The organism is Ruegeria atlantica, assembly GCF_947495585.1.
GTDB lineage: Bacteria > Pseudomonadota > Alphaproteobacteria > Rhodobacterales > Rhodobacteraceae > Ruegeria > Ruegeria atlantica_G.
Map to the genome: position 1 here is coordinate 150,842 of NZ_CANLZK010000008.1, position 17,463 is coordinate 168,304.

At 57.3% G+C, this 17,463-nt stretch carries 16 protein-coding genes; 12 read left to right on the top strand and 4 right to left on the bottom strand.

The genetic code is table 11. The features are described from left to right. The first annotated feature begins 107 nt into the window (after positions 1–107). Genes nudC through QMP16_RS14925 form a run of 3 tightly spaced genes read left to right on the top strand, consistent with a single transcriptional unit; the run spans position 108 to position 2,090 of the window. Positions 108–1,088 (top strand): NAD(+) diphosphatase, encoded by a 981-nt coding sequence (gene nudC, locus QMP16_RS14915; protein ID WP_282153022.1) that lies wholly within the window; start codon positions 108–110, stop codon positions 1,086–1,088. A 40-nt stretch (positions 1,089–1,128) separates the two neighbouring features. Then, positions 1,129–1,596 carry an SRPBCC family protein gene (locus tag QMP16_RS14920; protein WP_282153023.1) on the top strand — a complete coding sequence of 156 codons (468 nt, stop codon included), beginning with the start codon at positions 1,129–1,131 and terminating at the stop codon, positions 1,594–1,596. Positions 1,597–1,622: 26 nt separating this feature from the next. Then, positions 1,623–2,090: a GNAT family N-acetyltransferase gene (locus QMP16_RS14925; RefSeq protein WP_282153024.1), complete on the top strand. Its 468-nt coding sequence runs from the start codon at positions 1,623–1,625 to the stop codon at positions 2,088–2,090. Positions 2,091–2,102: 12 nt separating this feature from the next. On the opposite strand, the gene QMP16_RS14930 is transcribed toward QMP16_RS14925, so the two are convergent. Then, entirely contained in the window at positions 2,103–2,936 is an 834-nt protein-coding gene (locus QMP16_RS14930; protein ID WP_058279807.1) for a prephenate dehydratase, read from the bottom strand. A 119-nt stretch (positions 2,937–3,055) separates the two neighbouring features. On the opposite strand from QMP16_RS14930, the gene QMP16_RS14935 reads away from it, so the two are divergent. From QMP16_RS14935 to QMP16_RS14955, 5 genes are all read left to right on the top strand, one after another. Further along, entirely contained in the window at positions 3,056–3,562 is a 507-nt protein-coding gene (locus QMP16_RS14935) for a c-type cytochrome (RefSeq protein ID WP_058272647.1), read from the top strand. Positions 3,563–3,736: 174 nt separating this feature from the next. Next, positions 3,737–5,641: an extracellular solute-binding protein gene (locus tag QMP16_RS14940; protein ID WP_282153025.1), complete on the top strand. Its 1,905-nt coding sequence runs from the start codon at positions 3,737–3,739 to the stop codon at positions 5,639–5,641. A 9-nt stretch (positions 5,642–5,650) separates the two neighbouring features. Then, positions 5,651–6,736 (top strand): microcin C ABC transporter permease YejB, encoded by a 1,086-nt coding sequence (locus tag QMP16_RS14945; RefSeq protein WP_058279808.1) that lies wholly within the window; start codon positions 5,651–5,653, stop codon positions 6,734–6,736. Next, positions 6,737–7,843, top strand: a complete 1,107-nt coding sequence (locus QMP16_RS14950) for an ABC transporter permease (protein WP_108861177.1) — start codon at positions 6,737–6,739, stop codon at positions 7,841–7,843. It abuts the gene before it with no gap. Beyond that, positions 7,840–9,417 carry an ABC transporter ATP-binding protein gene (locus QMP16_RS14955; RefSeq protein WP_282153026.1) on the top strand — a complete coding sequence of 526 codons (1,578 nt, stop codon included), beginning with the start codon at positions 7,840–7,842 and terminating at the stop codon, positions 9,415–9,417. Before QMP16_RS14950 ends, QMP16_RS14955 begins: the two co-directional genes overlap by 4 nt. A gap of 20 nt (positions 9,418–9,437) precedes the next feature. On the opposite strand, the gene QMP16_RS14960 is transcribed toward QMP16_RS14955, so the two are convergent. Continuing rightward, positions 9,438–11,366: an elongation factor G gene (locus QMP16_RS14960; RefSeq protein WP_282153027.1), complete on the bottom strand. Its 1,929-nt coding sequence runs from the start codon at positions 11,364–11,366 to the stop codon at positions 9,438–9,440. Between the two features lie 177 nt (positions 11,367–11,543). Continuing rightward, complete coding sequence (gene hemN, locus QMP16_RS14965) at positions 11,544–12,899, bottom strand: oxygen-independent coproporphyrinogen III oxidase (RefSeq protein WP_282153028.1); 1,356 nt, start codon at positions 12,897–12,899, stop codon at positions 11,544–11,546. Positions 12,900–12,963: 64 nt separating this feature from the next. Between hemN and fnrL the strand changes: the two genes are divergently transcribed. Further along, complete coding sequence (gene fnrL / locus QMP16_RS14970) at positions 12,964–13,704, top strand: transcriptional regulator FnrL (protein WP_109310721.1); 741 nt, start codon at positions 12,964–12,966, stop codon at positions 13,702–13,704. 64 nt (positions 13,705–13,768) lie between these two features. Beyond that, positions 13,769–14,023 carry a GlsB/YeaQ/YmgE family stress response membrane protein gene (locus QMP16_RS14975; protein ID WP_058272498.1) on the top strand — a complete coding sequence of 85 codons (255 nt, stop codon included), beginning with the start codon at positions 13,769–13,771 and terminating at the stop codon, positions 14,021–14,023. A 46-nt stretch (positions 14,024–14,069) separates the two neighbouring features. Here the strand turns inward: QMP16_RS14975 and QMP16_RS14980 are convergent, their stop codons facing one another. Beyond that, positions 14,070–14,909, bottom strand: a complete 840-nt coding sequence (locus QMP16_RS14980; RefSeq protein WP_282153029.1) for a universal stress protein — start codon at positions 14,907–14,909, stop codon at positions 14,070–14,072. A gap of 195 nt (positions 14,910–15,104) precedes the next feature. Here QMP16_RS14980 and ccoN point away from each other — a divergent pair, with 195 nt between their 5' ends. Beyond that, a complete protein-coding gene (ccoN, locus tag QMP16_RS14985; protein WP_108861216.1) occupies positions 15,105–16,712 on the top strand; it encodes a cytochrome-c oxidase, cbb3-type subunit I in 1,608 nt (535 codons plus the stop codon). 14 nt (positions 16,713–16,726) lie between these two features. Beyond that, positions 16,727–17,455 (top strand): cytochrome-c oxidase, cbb3-type subunit II, encoded by a 729-nt coding sequence (gene ccoO, locus QMP16_RS14990; protein WP_058272496.1) that lies wholly within the window; start codon positions 16,727–16,729, stop codon positions 17,453–17,455. The last annotated feature ends 8 nt before the right edge of the window (positions 17,456–17,463 follow it).

Consider the following 17,463-nt stretch of genomic DNA (forward strand, 5'->3'; position numbering starts at 1 on the left):
GCTTAGCTGTGTTCATTCGATGGCGACCTGTGGTTTTGGGGGTGAAATACCGTTGCAACCGATGGGCCGACATGGCAGCCCTGTGCGGGCAAGTCTAAGGATAACTTATGAAAAATGCGGAATATGTGACGTTTGGTAGCTCGGGGCTGGATCGTGCGGCGCATATTCGCGGGGATGCCGATGCGGTCGCGGGGGCGCGGGGGCATCCCAATGCAAAATGCCTGCTCTTGTGGCGCGGTAAGGTTTTGGTTCAGGGCGAGGCGCTGGATCAGTTGGGACTGATCGCCATGTCACATAAGCTGGTCGAAACCGGGCCGGGAGGTTTTGTCGAGCAGCCTGTATTCTTGGGGCTGTCAGACGATGCGCCGGTGTTTGCCTTTGATATTTCGGACTGGACGGCTGATGGGTTGGACCTGTCCGGTGTCGGAGGCTTTATTGACAAGTCAGAGCAACAGCACCCGGACTTGCCCCACGGCCATGTCTTTGCCGAACTGCGCCGGATCATGACCCGTTTGTCGACGCGTGACGCCGAACTCGCGGCCTCGGCCAAGGCGGTGACCGCATGGCACGAAACGCATCGGTTTTGCGCCCGGTGTGGCGCAGCCAGCGAACTCGCGCAGGCGGGGTGGCAGCGCAGTTGCTCGTCCTGCGGTGGGCAGCACTTTCCGCGTACTGATCCGGTCGTCATCATGTTGATTACGCAAGGTGATTCAGTGCTGATGGGACGTTCACCGGGCTGGCCAGAAGGGATGTATTCGCTGTTGGCAGGGTTTGTTGAACCGGGCGAAACGCTTGAGGCCGCAGTCCGTCGGGAAGTGATGGAAGAGGCCGGAGTGCCCGTAGGTGAGGTCCGTTACCTGTCCAGCCAACCCTGGCCGTTTCCGGCCTCGTTGATGTTCGGCTGCGCGGGTGAGGCGTTGTCGCGCGACATCACCATCGACCCGGTCGAAATTGAAGATGCGATGTGGGTTACCAAATCCGAGATGATGCAGGCCTTTGCCGGCGAACACCCCGTTTTGCTGCCAGCCCGCAAGGGAGCGATTGCGCATTTTCTTTTACAAAACTGGCTTGCGGATACATTGGACTGACAAAATACTGTTCTGAAAAGCGAGAGAACCCCGAACCACAATGCAGTTTACAGTGCGCGAAGATATCGAAGCTCCCATCAACTCGGTGTTCGAAATGGTGGCCGACTTTGACCGATTCGAACGGATCGCGATGCGGCGCGGGATCGAGGTCCGGCGGATTTCGGGCGAATTGGGCGTTGTACCGGGCACCAGTTGGGAGACAGAATTCAGGTTGCGCGGAAAGCCACGTCAGATTTCCGTGCAGATGGCCGAATGCGACCCGCCGTCTCTGATGCGGTTCGAAGCCGCCAGCAAAGGGATGAACGGCATCACCACGATCGAGCTTTTAGCCTTGTCGCAGCGCCGCACACGTTTAAGCGTTGATATGTCCCTGTCGGCCAAATCCCTGCCTGCGCGGCTGCTGTTACAATCTCTCCGGCTTGGGCAATCCCGGTTTCGCAGACAGTTTCAGTTGCGCCTGACCGAGTTCGCACGGGAAATGGAACAACGCCACATTCATGGTGGCTGATTACCCAATGCTTTGGTGGGAACGAGATGGATAGCTTTATTGTTCGTGAGGCGGTGTTGACGGATGCCCAAGGTATCTCAGAGGTGCTGCGGGACATCGCAGCGACCGGAAAGCGTAACAAGCGCTGCGACGTTGATTTTGCCCGCGAGCATTACGTGGCCGATCCCGACCGGATCAGATGCTCTGTTGCTTTTCAGGAGGAGCAGGTCCTGGGATTTCAATCGTTGAAATGGGCGGTCGAAAACAACCCATATGGCGCTCCGGTCGGGTGGGGCGTCATTGGAACGCATATTCGCCCGTTTGCCGCACGGCGCGGTGTCGGGCGTGCCTTGTTTCGTGCGACGCTCTTGGCGGCACGGGAAAGTGGCCTACCGGCCATTGATGCGACCATTTCGGCCACAAACGCCGAAGGATTGGCCTATTATTCGGCGATGGGCTTTGTGGATTATCGGGAGCACGAGGGTGCCCAGTGCAAAAGCTTTTCCGTGATTTGAGCCGAAGTGGCTTCAGCCGCGCGGTTGAGCCGCTGGGTAGACGCCCAAAATCTCGACATTCGTGGTGAAGTGTTCCAGTTCTTCCATCGCCAACTGTACGTTCCGGTCGTCCGGGTGGCCCACGATATCGGCATAAAACTGGGTCGCAGTGAACGACCCATCGACCATGTAGCTTTCCAGCTTGGTCATGTTGATGCCGTTGGTCGCAAACCCACCCATCGCCTTGTAAAGCGCAGCCGGAATGTTGCGCACCTGAAAAACAAAACTGGTGATCATGCCATGTTCTCCGCGGCGTGACATGTCGGCCTGCTGTGACATCACCAGAAAGCGCGTGGTGTTGTTGTCGCGGTCTTCAATGTGCCGGGCAAGAACGTTCAAGCCGTAGATTTCGCCGGCCAACTCGCTGGCCAATGCTGCTGAATGCACCTCGCCTTGTTCCGAGACCTCGCGGGCCGCACGCGCGTTGTCGGGGCTGACACGTCCCTTGATGTTGTGTTCTTTCAAAAACCCGGCGCATTGCGGTAGCAGAACCAGGTGCGAGTGTGCCTCGGTGACATCCTCTATTTTGGCCCCTGGAACGGCAAGAAGGTTGATGTGAACGCGCACGAACGCTTCTTCGATGATGTGCAGCCCGCTGTGGGGAAGCAAACGGTGGATATCGGCGACCCGGCCATACGTGGTGTTTTCGACCGGCAGCATTGCCAATTCAGCCTCACCTGCGCGCACCGATTCGATCACATCTTCGAAAGTCCGGCAGGGCAGGGCCTCCATATCGGGGCGGGCATTACGGCAGGCCTCGTGGCTGTAGGCGCCGGGTTCTCCCTGAAATGCAATACGTTTGGTCATTTGGTCGATTCCGTGCAACAAGTTCGATAATTGGGCGTTTAGTCGCGGTGTCTATACCTTGCCTCTTGTAAGGGGAAGCCTTAGACACCCCGCAGACAGCTGAAATGGACTCGCGATCAATGTTCGACACGATGACAGTTACCAAGGCCGCAGCAGGCCTGTTTGGCACCTTCCTGGTGCTGCTTTTGGCCAAATGGGGTGCCGAAGTGCTTTACCATGCGGATGGGCATGGTGAGACGGCCTCGTATATTATCGAAACCGAAAGCTCCGGTGAAAGCGCTGACGGCGAAGAAGTGGTGTTCGAAGACATGCTGGCCGCCGCAGACCCAGATAAGGGCGCGCGGGTTTTCCGTAAATGTACTGCCTGCCACAAGCTGGAAGACGGCGCCAACGGCACTGGCCCCTACCTGTTTGCAATCGTGGATCGCCCGGTTGCTTCAGCCAAAGGTTTCACTGGCTACTCAGCTTCGATGCAAGCCCATGGCGGCAATTGGACACCCGAAGCGCTGGATGCGTTCCTGACCCGCCCCAGTGCCTATATTTCAGGTACATCCATGAGCTTTGCGGGTCTGAAAAAACCGCAGGAACGGGCCGACCTGATTGCCTACCTGCAGACCATCAACTGATCTTTCGCTCAGTTTTGACGCATTCAAAAGCCGCTGCCCCGTGCAGCGGCTTTATTTTTTGTCTAAGTAAATCTTCACAAAGTGTTCACGCACTCTAAACTTGAAACTGGCAGTGCTGGTCTTTTAGCTGCCGCAAACAATATTAAAGACGTCAACGAGCAGGGGATGAACCACATGAAATCCAATCGAGTTACCGCTTTAGCGCGAACAAGGGATTTCGGACGCTTAGTTCACATTCTGGCTTTGGGGGCATTGCTCTGTGCAGCCGCTGCAACTCAGCTTTTTGCTGAGGAAAAGATCATCAAATCACACGGGTTCTCGGAATTCGGTGATTTGAAGTATCCGGACGGTTTTGCGCATTTCGACTATGTGAACCCGGATGCGCCACGTGGTGGAGAACTCTCCTATGCGGCGCAAGGCACGTTCGACAGCTTTAATCCCTATACCAGGCAGGGCCGGGCTGGTGCGAGGTCGGCAGATCACTACGAAAGCCTGCTGGTTCCATCCTATGACGAACCAGCGGCCTATTATGGCCTACTCGCCGAAAGCCTGGAGTACCCCGAAAGCTATGATTGGGTGATCTTCAACATCCGCCCCGAGGCGCGGTTTTCCGACGGCACACCGGTGACGGCCGAAGATGTGGTGTTTTCCCATAATCTGCTGCTGGACCAAGGGCTGAAATCTTATGCCGACGCAATTCGCCAGCGGATCCCCAAGGCCGAGGCGCTGGATACCCATCGTGTAAAGTTCTACTTCTCGCCAGATTTCCCCCGCCGAGGCCGGATTTCTCAAGTTGGGGCCACGTCGATTTTCTCTAAGAAATGGTTCGAGGAAGACCCTGAAAACCGCCGATTGGACAAGTCGCGGCTCGATCCGGGTATCGGCTCGGGGCCATATGTTCTGGATGATTATGATATCAACCGGCGCATCGTCTATAAGCGCAACCCCGATTATTGGGGCAACGATGTCAACGTCAACGTGGGCCGCAACAACTTTGACACCATCCGCGTCGAGTATTTCGCCGATTCCATTGCTGCGATGGAGGGGTTCAAGGCGGGCACGTTTACCCTTCGGCAGGAAAACAACTCGAAAAGCTGGGCAACGGCCTATGATTTCCCGGCAATTGCGAATGGTTCTGTCGTGCGGGCTGAACTGGCAGACGGAAATGTGCCGTCGGCGTCGGGCTTCATCATGAACCTTGACCGGCCAAAGTTTCAGGACCCCCGCGTTCGCGAAGCTATCCAGCTGGCATATAATTTCGAATGGACAAATGAGAGTCTGCAATATGGATTATTCCAGCAGCGCAGCTCTTTCTGGGAAGGAACGCATCTTGAGGCGACCGGCCTGCCCGAAGGGCGCGAGCTTGAGGTGTTGCAGGAGTTGGGTGACGCGCTGGACCCGGCCATCCTGACCGAAGAACCGGTCTCGGCGCATGAATCCCGGGCCGCCCGCCAAAATGACCGTGGCAACTTGCGCAAGGCGATGAAACTGCTGGACGAAGCTGGCTGGCTTGTTGGGGATGACGGCATTCGTCGCAACGACAAGGGCGAAGTGCTGTCTGTTGCATTTCTGTCCGACCAGCCAACGCTGGACAGGCTTATTCAACCCTTCGTCGCCAATTTGCGGGCAATGGGGATTGATGCGAGCTACAACCGCGTGGACAACGCCCAGTTCACCTTGCGCCGCCGGGACCGTGATTTCGACATGATTGTTGGCGGGTACCCGAGGTCGTTGCAGCCGTCGACAGGGTTGTATCAGCAGTTCGGAACCGAAGCGGCCTCTTACTCGGTCTTCAACCCGTCGGGTGTGCATGGCCCGGATATCGAACCGCTGATCGATAACATTGCCTCTGCCGAAGACAGCGAAGAGCTGTTTGCAAATGTCCGCGCATTGGACCGCGTCCTGCGCGCCAAGCGGATCATGGTTCCCACGTGGTATCTGGGCAAGCACTGGGTTGCCTACTGGGACATGTACGAATACCCGGAAAATCTGCCGCCTTACGCATTGGGTGTTGAAGACCTCTGGTGGATCAACGAAGAGAAAGAAGCCGAGTTGAAATCCTCCGGCGCCTTGAGGTAATCCGCCCCCATGGGAGCATATATTCTTAGACGACTGTTGCTGGTCATCCCAACCCTGCTTGGGATCATGATCGTCAACTTCACGCTGGTTCAGTTCGTTCCTGGCGGACCGATTGAACAGATCATCGCCCAGTTGGAAGGTGGCGGCGATGTGTTCGAAGGGATCGCCGGCGGCGGCAGTGACATCGAGCAACAGACTGGCGGCACGAATGACCGCTACATTGGTGCGCGTGGACTTCCGCCCGAGTTTATCGAAGAGCTGGAAAAGGAATTCGGGTTCGACAAACCGCCGGTTGAGCGGTTCCTCAACATGATGGGCAACTACCTGACGCTGGATTTTGGCGAAAGCTATTTTCGGTCCATCAGCGTAACCGACCTGGTGTTGGAGAAGATGCCGGTGTCGATCTCGCTGGGTCTGTGGTCCACGCTGATCGCATATCTGGTGTCGATCCCGCTGGGCATTCGCAAGGCGATTAAGGACGGGTCACAGTTTGATACCTGGACCAGTGGCGCGATCATCGTAGCCTATGCTATTCCCGGCTTCTTGTTTGCCATCCTGCTGTTGGTTCTGTTTGCCGGGGGATCTTATTGGCAGATATTCCCGCTCCGGGGGCTGACCTCGGACAATTGGGACAGCCTCAGCCTGTTTGGCAAGATCGTCGACTACTTCTGGCACATTGCCCTGCCGATTATCGCGCTGACGATTTCTGCCTTTGCGACGCTGACTCTGCTGACTAAGAACTCGTTTCTGGACGAGATCAAAAAACAATATGTAATGACCGCCCGCGCCAAGGGTCTGAGCGAAAGTCAGGTTTTGTACGGCCATGTTTTCCGCAACGCGATGCTGATCGTAATCGCCGGATTCCCTGCGGTTTTCATCGGCGTCTTCTTCGGGGGGTCGATCATCATCGAAACGATCTTCTCGCTTGACGGTCTCGGCCGTCTGGGGTTCGAGGCAGCCGTTGCGCGGGACTATCCGGTGATCTTCGGCACTCTGTTCATCTTTGGCCTGATGGGGTTGGTTGTCGGCATCATCAGTGACCTGATGTATGTGCTGGTCGACCCGCGCATCGATTTCGAAAAGCGGGAGGGGTAAATGGCACTTTCCCCTCTCAACCAGCGTCGCTGGCGCAATTTTCGTCGTAATGGGCGTGCATTCTGGTCGCTGATGGTCTTTTCCGTCCTTTTCGGCCTATCGCTATTCGCCGAGTTCATCGCCAATGACAAACCAATCCTCGTAAAATACCGGGGTGAATTTTACACACCGATCTTCAATTTCTACGCGGAAACCGAATTCGGCGGTGATTTCCAGACCGAGGCGATCTATCGCGACCCCGAGGTTCAGTGTTTGATCGACAGCGGTGGCATCGAAGACTGTTTTGACGATCCCGAGGGGATTATCGACGAAATCAAGGCCGGTACATTCCAGGCAGAAGGGTACGAGCGTGGCTGGGCCGTCTGGCCGTTGATTCCGTATTCCTTCAACACCAGCGTTGATCGCCCTGGTGCAGCGCCGCTACCGCCCAACGGGCAAAACCTGCTGGGCACGGATGACACCAAGCGCGACGTGTTGGCCCGTGTAATTTATGGCTTCCGACTGTCGATTTTGTTCACGCTTATGGTCACGGGTGTGGCCAGTCTTGTGGGAATTTTTGCCGGGGCTATTCAAGGCTTTTTTGGCGGCTGGCTGGACCTGATCTTCCAACGGATCATCGAGATCTGGTCAGCGACGCCTTCGCTTTACGTCATCATCATCATGTTCGCCATTCTGGGTCGAAGTTTCTGGCTGCTTGTCGCGCTAATGATCCTGTTCAGCTGGACCGGGCTTGTGGGTGTTGTCCGGGCTGAGTTCCTGCGGGCGCGAAATCTGGAATATGTGCGCGCCGCACGGGCGCTGGGTGTGGGCAACATGACGATCATGTTCCGCCATATGCTGCCCAATGCGATGGTCGCTACGCTGACCTTCATGCCCTTTATCGTGACGGGCACCATCGGCGGCCTGGCTTCACTGGATTTTCTGGGCTTCGGCCTGCCGTCTTCCGCCCCGTCTTTGGGTGAGTTGACCTTGCAGGCTAAGCAGAACCTCCAGGCACCCTGGCTGGCCTTCACCGCCTTTTTTACCTTTGCCATCATGCTGTCGCTACTGGTCTTCATCTTCGAAGGCGTGCGCGATGCATTTGATCCCAGAAAGACCTTTTCATGAGCCTGCTGGATGTGAACAACCTCAAGGTCTCGTTCCGTCAAGACGGGCAGGTGAGCGCAGCAGTCAAGGGCGTGTCCTTTACTGTGGATCGGGGTGAAACGGTTGCGCTGGTGGGCGAATCCGGATCCGGCAAATCAGTCACTGCGCTGTCGACAGTGTCTTTGCTGGGTGACAGTGCAATTGTTGAAGGCTCGGTCACCTATGAAGGGCAAGAGATGATCGGCGCGTCTGACCAGCACCTGATGGATGTACGCGGCAACGATATCAGCTTCATTTTTCAGGAGCCGATGACCTCGCTCAACCCGCTGCACACGATCCAGAAACAAATGGTCGAGTCACTGGCCCTGCACCAGGGTCTGACAGGTGATGCTGCACGGGCCCGGATTGTCGAACTGCTGACTAAGGTTGGCATCCGCGATCCCGAGGAGCGCCTGGACAGCTATCCGCATCAGTTGTCAGGTGGCCAACGCCAGCGCGTCATGATCGCCCTGGCACTTGCCAACAAGCCCGATATCCTGATCGCGGATGAGCCGACAACGGCCCTGGATGTGACCATTCAGGCGCAGATTCTCGAATTGCTGGCCGAGCTTCAGAAATCTGAGAATATGGGGATGCTTTTCATCACCCACGACCTTGGGATCGTGCGCCGTATCGCCGACCGGGTCTGTGTGATGAAGGACGGCGAGATTGTCGAGACCGGCGTGACCCAGGAGATATTCGACAACCCCCAACATCCTTACACCCACAAGCTGCTGGCGGCGGAACCATCCGGTCATCCCGATCCTGTAGCCCCCGACGCCGAAGAAGTGGCGCGCACCGACCATCTTAAGGTCTGGTTCCCGATCCAGCGCGGGTTCCTGAAACGCACAGTTGGCCATGTGAAGGCGGTGAACGATGCAACGCTCAGCGTACGCGCCGGTGAAACCCTAGGGATTGTGGGCGAAAGCGGCTCAGGTAAGACAACGCTGGCGTTGGCGATCATGCGGTTGATTGCGTCCGAAGGGGCGATAACCTTCCGCGATCAGGATGTACGCCGCTGGTCGACGCGAGAGTTGCGGCGCTTGCGCAAGGACATGCAGATTGTGTTTCAGGACCCATTCGGAAGCCTCAGTCCCCGGATGACCTGCCAGCAGATTATTGCCGAGGGGCTGGCGATCCACAAGGTCGACCCGCACCGCTCGCCACGGGAGCTGGTGACCGAAGTGATGACCGAAGTGGGCTTGGACCCGGCTGCGATGGACCGCTATCCGCACGAATTCTCGGGCGGGCAGCGTCAGCGTATTGCCATTGCACGAGCCATGGTCCTCAGGCCCAAATTGCTGGTTCTGGATGAACCGACCAGCGCCCTGGATATGACTGTGCAGGTTCAGATCGTCGACCTGTTGCGCGATTTGCAGCGTAAATACGGACTGGCCTACCTATTTATCAGCCACGATCTGAAAGTCGTGCGTGCGATGTCCCACAATGTGATTGTCATGCGAAACGGTGACGTGATCGAAATGGGGTCAGCCGAAGATCTGTTCGAAAACGCCCAGACAGACTATACCCGCGAACTGATTGCGGCGGCGGGCTGAAACCAGCCCGCCCGGGGCTTTCAGGCATTCGCTGTTTCGCGTGCCGCGGATTTTGGAACCGGGCCGCGAAGCTCTTCGTAATGATCGAATTGCAGTTTTACCCACCCGGTGCCGCGTGTCGCGCTTGCGAGGGTGCGGTGTAACTCGTCTTCGGCCACAGCAGGCAGTTGGGCATTGAAAATCTCCCATCCAGACGCGTTGGGGTTGCCTTCAAAGCCCAGAACCTGACCCTGCAGCGAACTGATCGTAGGCACCAGGTCGCCCACGAAATCCGAGGGCAAGTGGATTTCGGCGTTCAGGATGGGTTGCAGGACCACCGGTTTCGCCTGCGGCAAAGCCTCTCGCACCGCGTTCTTGCCCGCAGTGCGGAACGCATAGTCGGAACTGTCGACGTTGTGATGCTTGCCGTCGCTGAGCGTGACTTTGACATCCACAACCGGGAACCCTTCAGGCCCTTGAACCAGCGCATCCTTGGCCCCGTGTTCGACCGATGGGATATAGTTTCTGGGCACAGCGCCCCCTTTGACGATCTCTTCGAATTCGAACCCGGCCCCACGTGGGGTCGGTGCGATCGAGATCACCACATCGGCAAATTGTCCTGCGCCGCCGGATTGTTTGCGGTGGCGATGACGATGTTCGATCGGTGCGCGGATGGTCTCGCGATAGGCAGTCTCAACCGTCTGGGTCTCAATCTCGATACCGAAGTCTTCAGCCAGTTTGGCACTGACCCGGCGCATATGCTGAGGCCCTTGCGATCCCAGAACCGCATGGCCGCTCAGTTCATCGTGCTGCAGGTGCAGTCCGGGGTCGATCTCGACCAGTCGGGATAACGCGTTGGACAGGCGTACATCGTCACGCTCATGTGCCGGCGACACAATTTGCCGGTGGGCGGCCGGATGGGCCTCGGCCCACTCCGGTAACGGTGTGGCTCCGGTACTGTCATACAGGTTGCCGGGGTTGAGGTGGTCGGATTTCACAGCCAGCCCTATCTGACCAGCTTCCAATTCCGAAATTTGGGTTTTGGCATCCAGTGTCGTCAGGTTGCCAACCGTTTCGCCGCCTAAAGCTTCATGCGCTTTGACGCCCTTGCCCAGACCGCGCAGCACGATGATTTTTCCGATGTGCTTTTTGACATCCGCGAACCCGGCAATTGCACGCGCGTCTTCGGCTGCTTCGTCCCGCCCGGCGGCGATATTGAATTCTGGGGCTTCGTGACGCAGCGCTTTCATCAAACGGGTCAGCCCGTTGCCGTGGCTGGCAGACCCCAGGCAGGCCGGGATCAACTGGTGGCTTTGCAGAACCTGCGCGGCCAGATCATAGATTTCTGCGCTGGGCGGCTGTTTGTCTTCGATCAGTTGTTCCAGCAGATGATCATCGAAATCTGAAAGCGTCTCCAGCAATTCGGTTCGGGCTTCCTGTTCCCGGTCTTCAACGGACTGCGGAAGTTCGATCAGGGCCGAGGGTTGCCCTTCCTGATACTTCCATGCCCGTTCCGAGATCAGGTCGACCGCGCCGATGATCGCCTCGCCATCGCGGATTGGAACCTGCCGCAATGCGATGTGGTGTGTGCAGTAGGTTTGCAGAGCGGCGATGATATCGCGGATACGTCCGTTTGGGGTGTCCATGCGATTGATGAACAGAAAGCAGGGAATACCCGCCTCTTCGACCAGCCGCAGATAAGGGGCGCAAAGCACGGCGGCGTCCGGGTCGGGCGGTACGACGACGACAGCAGCATCCGAGATCGCCATGGCAGGGCCTACATAAGCCATGGTGTCGCTGCCACCATTCACGTCGATGGCACACCAGGGTTCGTCCAAGTAAGAAAAACCGTGCAAATGCACGGTTCCGGAAACGTCGAATGTGGTTGGCCGGCTATCAAGGCGGCTGATGGCCTCGACCAGTGTTGTTTTGCCCGAGTGGCTGGGGCCGAGGACAGAAAAAACGCGCATAGATGCAGTCCCTCTTTCAAGTTGCAGAACGGCTGCACGAAAAAGGCGGTCGAGCGCGAACGCGTCGGCACATACTGTCTGGTACTCTGCCTGCCTCAGGCACGGGGCGGATTTCCACCCGCCCTACAAGTGTGGGGAAAACCCACCCTCCGCGTCAAGTCCTGTCCTGCGTCGGTATCAGATCGCCGAACTGTGTCCCGCCTTGCTGAGATCATAGGCGTCAAAGGTGCGGGCGATCATTCGGGTTAGCGCGCGCGCCTCGGGCGGGATGAACAGGCCGTCTTCAGAGACGCTTAGCAACCCATCGAAGGTTGTGTTTGCGGTCTGGTACATCCCCTGCAATTCCGCGGCGGTGATGTCGTGGTCGCGCAAAATCTCGGCGGTATCTATACGGAAATCGCACATCAACGCTTCGATCAATCGGGCGCGCAAGACGTCTTGGCCTTTGAACAAGTGCCCACGGGATATTGAGAAGCGGCCTTCGCGGATCGCTTTGGTATGCGCCGACGTCGCGGGTGCGTTCTGGGCGTATCCTTGCGGGAATCGCGAGATCGAGCTTGCACCAATCCCGATCAAAACGTCGGACTGATCGTCGGTGTAGCCCTGAAAGTTGCGCTTTAGCCTTCCCGTGTTCAGTGCGTGCGTCAGCCCGTCATCCTGCGTGGCAAAGTGGTCAATGCCGATTTCGGTATACTTGTCCCACAGGAACAGGCGCCGGGCCGTATCGAACAGATCCAGGCGGTCTTCGGGCGTTGGCAGGGCATCCGTCGGGATCAGCTGTTGCCGCTTGGCCATCCAAGGCACATGCGCATACCCGTACAACGCCACCCGGTCCGGGCTGAGCGACAGCAATTTCTGCACGCTTTCAGTCATCCGCGCCTTGGTCTGGTGCGGCAGGCCATACAGAATATCGGCATTCAGGCTGGCGATGCCGCGCGCGCGGATCATTTCTATAGCCTTGCGGGTGGTGTCGTAACTCTGGATGCGCCCGATGGTTTTCTGGATTTCGTCGTCGAAATCCTGCACTCCGATAGACGCACGGTTCATGCCGGCTTCGGCCAATGCATCGAGCCGACCCTCGTCAATCTCGTTCGGGTCGATTTCGACCGAGAACTCTGCATCCGGCCCCAACGGGACAATCTCAAGAATCCGGGCGGCCAGATCGCGCATCAGATCGGGGTTCAGCAGGGTGGGTGTACCACCGCCCCAATGCAGGCGCGAAAGGGTTACCCCCGCAGGAAGGTGGGCGGCCAGTAGGTCCAGCTCGGCCTTGAGGACATCCACATAGGCGATCACCGGGTGGTCGGTCTGAGTGCCTTGCGTCCGGCAGGCGCAGAACCAGCACAGCCTGCGGCAGAACGGGACGTGGACGTATAGCGACACAGAACTGCCGGGCTTGATCCCGGAAATCCAATCACCAAAAAGACTTGGCCCCACATCGTTGCTGAAATGTGGGGCGGTGGGATAGCTTGTGTAACGCGGGACTTTCGCGTCAAATAGTCCAAGCTTTGACAATTGCGGTTTCACTATCATAGCGATACCGTTAAGGCACGGCCGTCTACGAAACCTTGACTGAGATCAAGTGGAACCGCGAACGATGTTAAAAGCGCAATTTGACCATACCAACTGTTCGGACTGCCCCATTCGGCACCGAGCCGTCTGTGCACATTGTGATGTCGATGAATTGGAAGAGCTTGAAGGCATTAAGTATTATCGGACCTTTGAGGCGGGCCAAACGGTCATCTGGTCGGGGGACCAGATGAACTTTGTGGGCTCTGTCGTGTCGGGCATCGCCTCGTTGACCCAAACGATGGAAGATGGTCGAACGCAAATGGTTGGCCTGCTTTTGCCCAGTGACTTTGTAGGCAGGCCCGGACGGGAATCAGCGCCTTATGACGTCCTGGCCACAACTGATTTGGTCATGTGCTGTTTTCGCAAGAAACCGTTCGAAGCCTTGATGAGCAGCACGCCACATATCGCGCATCGTCTTCTGCAGATGACACTGGATGAGCTGGACGCGGCGCGTGAATGGATGTTGGTTCTGGGGCGCAAGACCGCGCGCGAAAAGATTGCAAGCCTGTTGTCAATCATTGCCCGGCGAGACGCTTCAATTACGCCCAAGCAAAAACCTGGCCCGATTGTCTTTGACCTGCCGCTGACGCGTGAGGCTATGGCAGATTATCTGGGATTGACGCTTGAAACCGTAAGTCGCCAGATTTCGGCCCTGAAGAAAGAGGGGGTTATCGAGTTGGAAGGCAAACGCCACGTGACAATCCCCGACATGCGGCGCTTGATGGATGAGGCCGGCGACGACTCGGATGGCGGCTTTCTGATTTAAGCCTATCCTGCTGCTCGCTGCCGTGATTTACTGAATGCGTGAATGAACCGCGCAGGAGTAAGGCATGGAATTCAGTAGCATTTTGGCAATGCTGGTCATCGGTGCGATCGCCGGGTGGCTTTCGGGAAAAATTATGGAAGGCCGTGGGTTCGGCCTGATCGGAAACATAATAGTAGGGATCGTGGGCGCCTTTCTTGCAGGTCTGATTTTCCCGGCGCTGGGTTTTTCGGTCGGTGGTGGTGTGTTTTCGGCGATACTCTTCGCAACCATCGGCGCGGTCATACTGTTGTTTGTGATCGGTCTCATAAAACGCGTTTAGGCCATCCGTTCGAACGGATGGCCCCCCGAATCGGAAACACTTACAGTCAGTGTGCCAGAAACACTGGGACCGAGGCTTGTTCCAGCATGTTTCGGGTTGCCCCGCCCAGGATGGCTTCGCGGAACCTTGAATGGCCGTAAGCGCCCATGACGATCATGTCCGCTTCGCTGTCGGCGGCGTGCCTGTTCAGGATGTCTGAAACACGGGTCATAGTTTTGCTGAGCACGTCAATCTCACACTTGGTCCCGTGCCGGGCCAGCATCTGAGACAGCAGCCCGCCGGGATCAGAGCGGTCCGGACCGTGGCGCGGCGGGTCGATAACGACAATCCGAACCAGATCGGCTTGCGTCAGAAAAGGCAGGGCGCATCGGATGGCGCGCATGGCTTCGACACTTTCATTCCACCCGATCATGATGGTGCCGGGGCGTTCAAATGGCGTTGTGTTATCCGGCGTGACCAGAATGGGTGCGTGACCTTCGAACATGGCGGCTTCGACAATAGGCTCAGCCTCGGCGCTGCGGTCTTTGCCATAGGGTTGCGGGAGGACGACCAGATCCGAGAACCTGGCACGATGCGCCACGTGCCGACCAATATCGGCGATCTGTGCGACCCCGCTTTCTGCAGACCAGCGAATACCGGATTTGCCCAGATATTCCTGTGTGTGCGTCAGCAGTTCTTCGGCGTCTGCGTTGGCCCGGCTCAGCGTTTCTTGCAGGACCAGCGCATTGGCACCTGCATAGTAATAGCCCGCCTGGCTTCGATCTACGCCAAGGCACAGTGCTTCGGCATGCGCATCCTGTGCATTTGCCAGTGCAACCATTTGCGCCAACGCTGATTGTGATTGTCCCGAGTCCGTTACGACTGTGAGAAGAGATTTGTAAGCCATTTTGACCTCTTGTCTTCAGGGCTAAGTGGCATGCGGCCATGCAACTCAGTCTAAGGCTTAGGATTGTCACAGATTTCGGGCTATTGTCTTGATACAGATCAAAGCGAGACTGGCCGCTGTCCGACAAAACAACGGCCAGTCAAAAGGGTTCCGCGACAAATAAGAATCGCGCGGGGCATGGCAAAGGGACGCAATATGTCAAATTACATCAAGCTGATCGTGCTTGGTCTGATCGCGATATTCGCGGCGATCGGAACCAATTACGCACGCGATTTGGCGTATCAGGTGCATGCAATTCTGGTGATGCTGATCGCCGGTGGATTGTTCATCTGGACGCTGCGAAATACGGATGAGCCAGATATCCTCGTCGACCGTTCGGCCGAGTACATGGATGACGTGATCCGCTATGGCGTGATCGCAACTGCCTTCTGGGGGGTGGTCGGGTTCCTTGCGGGGACTTTTATCGCCTTTCAGCTCGCTTTTCCGGTGCTGAACTTCGAATGGGCGCAAGGTTATCTAAACTTTGGCCGTTTGCGCCCGCTGCACACCTCGGCGGTGATTTTTGCCTTTGGCGGCAACGCGCTGATCGCGACATCGTTCTACGTCGTGCAGCGTACCAGCGCCGCGCGCCTGTGGGGCGGAAATCTGGCATGGTTTGTATTTTGGGGCTATCAGCTGTTCATCGTGCTCGCCGCAACCGGTTACGTTCTGGGCGGGACCCAGTCCAAGGAATACGCTGAACCCGAATGGTATGTTGACCTGTGGCTGACCATCGTCTGGGTGGCCTATCTGGCCGTCTATCTGGGGACGATCGTCAAACGGAAAGAGCCGCACATTTACGTGGCAAACTGGTTCTATCTGGCTTTCATCGTCACAGTCGCCATGCTGCACCTGGTAAATAACATGACCGTCCCCGTCAGTATTTGGGGTTCGAAATCGGTCATCGTCTGGTCGGGTGTACAAGACGCCATGATCCAGTGGTGGTACGGCCACAACGCCGTGGGCTTCTTCCTGACCGCGGGCTTCCTGGGCATGATGTATTACTTCATCCCAAAACAGGCCGAGCGTCCGGTGTTCAGTTACAAACTGTCGATCATCCACTTCTGGGCTCTGATCTTCCTGTATATCTGGGCCGGTCCGCACCACCTGCACTATACCGCGCTGCCGGATTGGGCGTCGACGCTGGGCATGGTGTTCTCGATCATCCTGTGGATGCCGTCCTGGGGTGGTATGATCAACGGGCTGATGACTCTGTCTGGCGCGTGGGACAAGCTGCGTACCGACCCGGTGATCCGGATGATGGTGATCTCGGTCGGCTTCTACGGCATGTCCACCTTTGAAGGCCCGATGATGTCGATCCGTGCGGTGAACTCGCTGTCGCACTATACTGACTGGACCATTGGTCACGTACACTCGGGCGCGCTGGGTTGGAACGGCATGATCACCTTTGGTGCGCTGTACTTCCTGGTGCCTGTCCTGTGGAAGCGCGAGCGTCTGTATTCGCTGCAGATGGTCAGCTGGCACTTCTGGCTCGCCACCATCGGCATCGTGCTCTACGCCGCGTCGATGTGGGTCACCGGTATCATGGAAGGCCTGATGTGGCGTGAAGTGGATGCAAACGGCTTCCTGGTGAACTCGTTCGCTGACACCGTGGCTGCCAAGTTCCCGATGTATGTGGTGCGTGCTTTGGGTGGCGTGATGTTCGTCGCTGGTGCGTTGATCATGTGCTACAACCTGTGGATGACAGTGCGGAAAGCGCCGGCCAAAGAGGCCAGCCTGACCGTCGCGGTCCCGGCTGAATAAGGAGGGCCGGAGCAATGGCAATTCTCGACAAACATAAGATCCTCGAGACCAACGCGACCCTCCTGCTGATCTTCAGCTTTTTGGTCGTGACCATTGGTGGCATCGTGCAGATTACCCCGCTGTTCTATCTTGAGAACACCATTGAGAAGGTGGAGGGCATGCGCCCTTACACCCCTCTCGAAATGGCGGGCCGTGATATTTACATCCGCGAAGGCTGCTATACCTGCCACAGCCAGATGATCCGCCCGATGCGGGACGAGGTCGAACGCTATGGCCACTACTCGCTGGCGGCTGAATCGATGTATGACCACCCGTTCCAATGGGGGTCCAAGCGTACCGGTCCTGATCTGGCCCGTGTCGGTGGCCGCTATTCCGACCAGTGGCACGTGGATCACCTGCGTGACCCGCAGTCAGTAGTGCCTGAATCGGTAATGCCTAAATACGGCTTCCTCGAGCATCGCAAGATCGACGGCAAGTACATCGGTGATGTTATGGCGGCGAATGCTGTCGTGGGCACGCCCTATACCGAAGAGATGCTGGCAAACGCACAGGCCGACTTCCGTGCGCAGGCCGACCCGGACAGCGACTATGACGGTTTGCTGGAACGGTACGGTGACAAGGTCAGCATTCGTAACTTCGACGGTCAGCCGGAATTGACCGAGGCCGATGCGTTGGTTGCTTATCTGCAGATGCTGGGAACGCTGGTCGATTTCTCGACCTTCACCCCAGACCCGAGCCGCTAAAGGAGGGT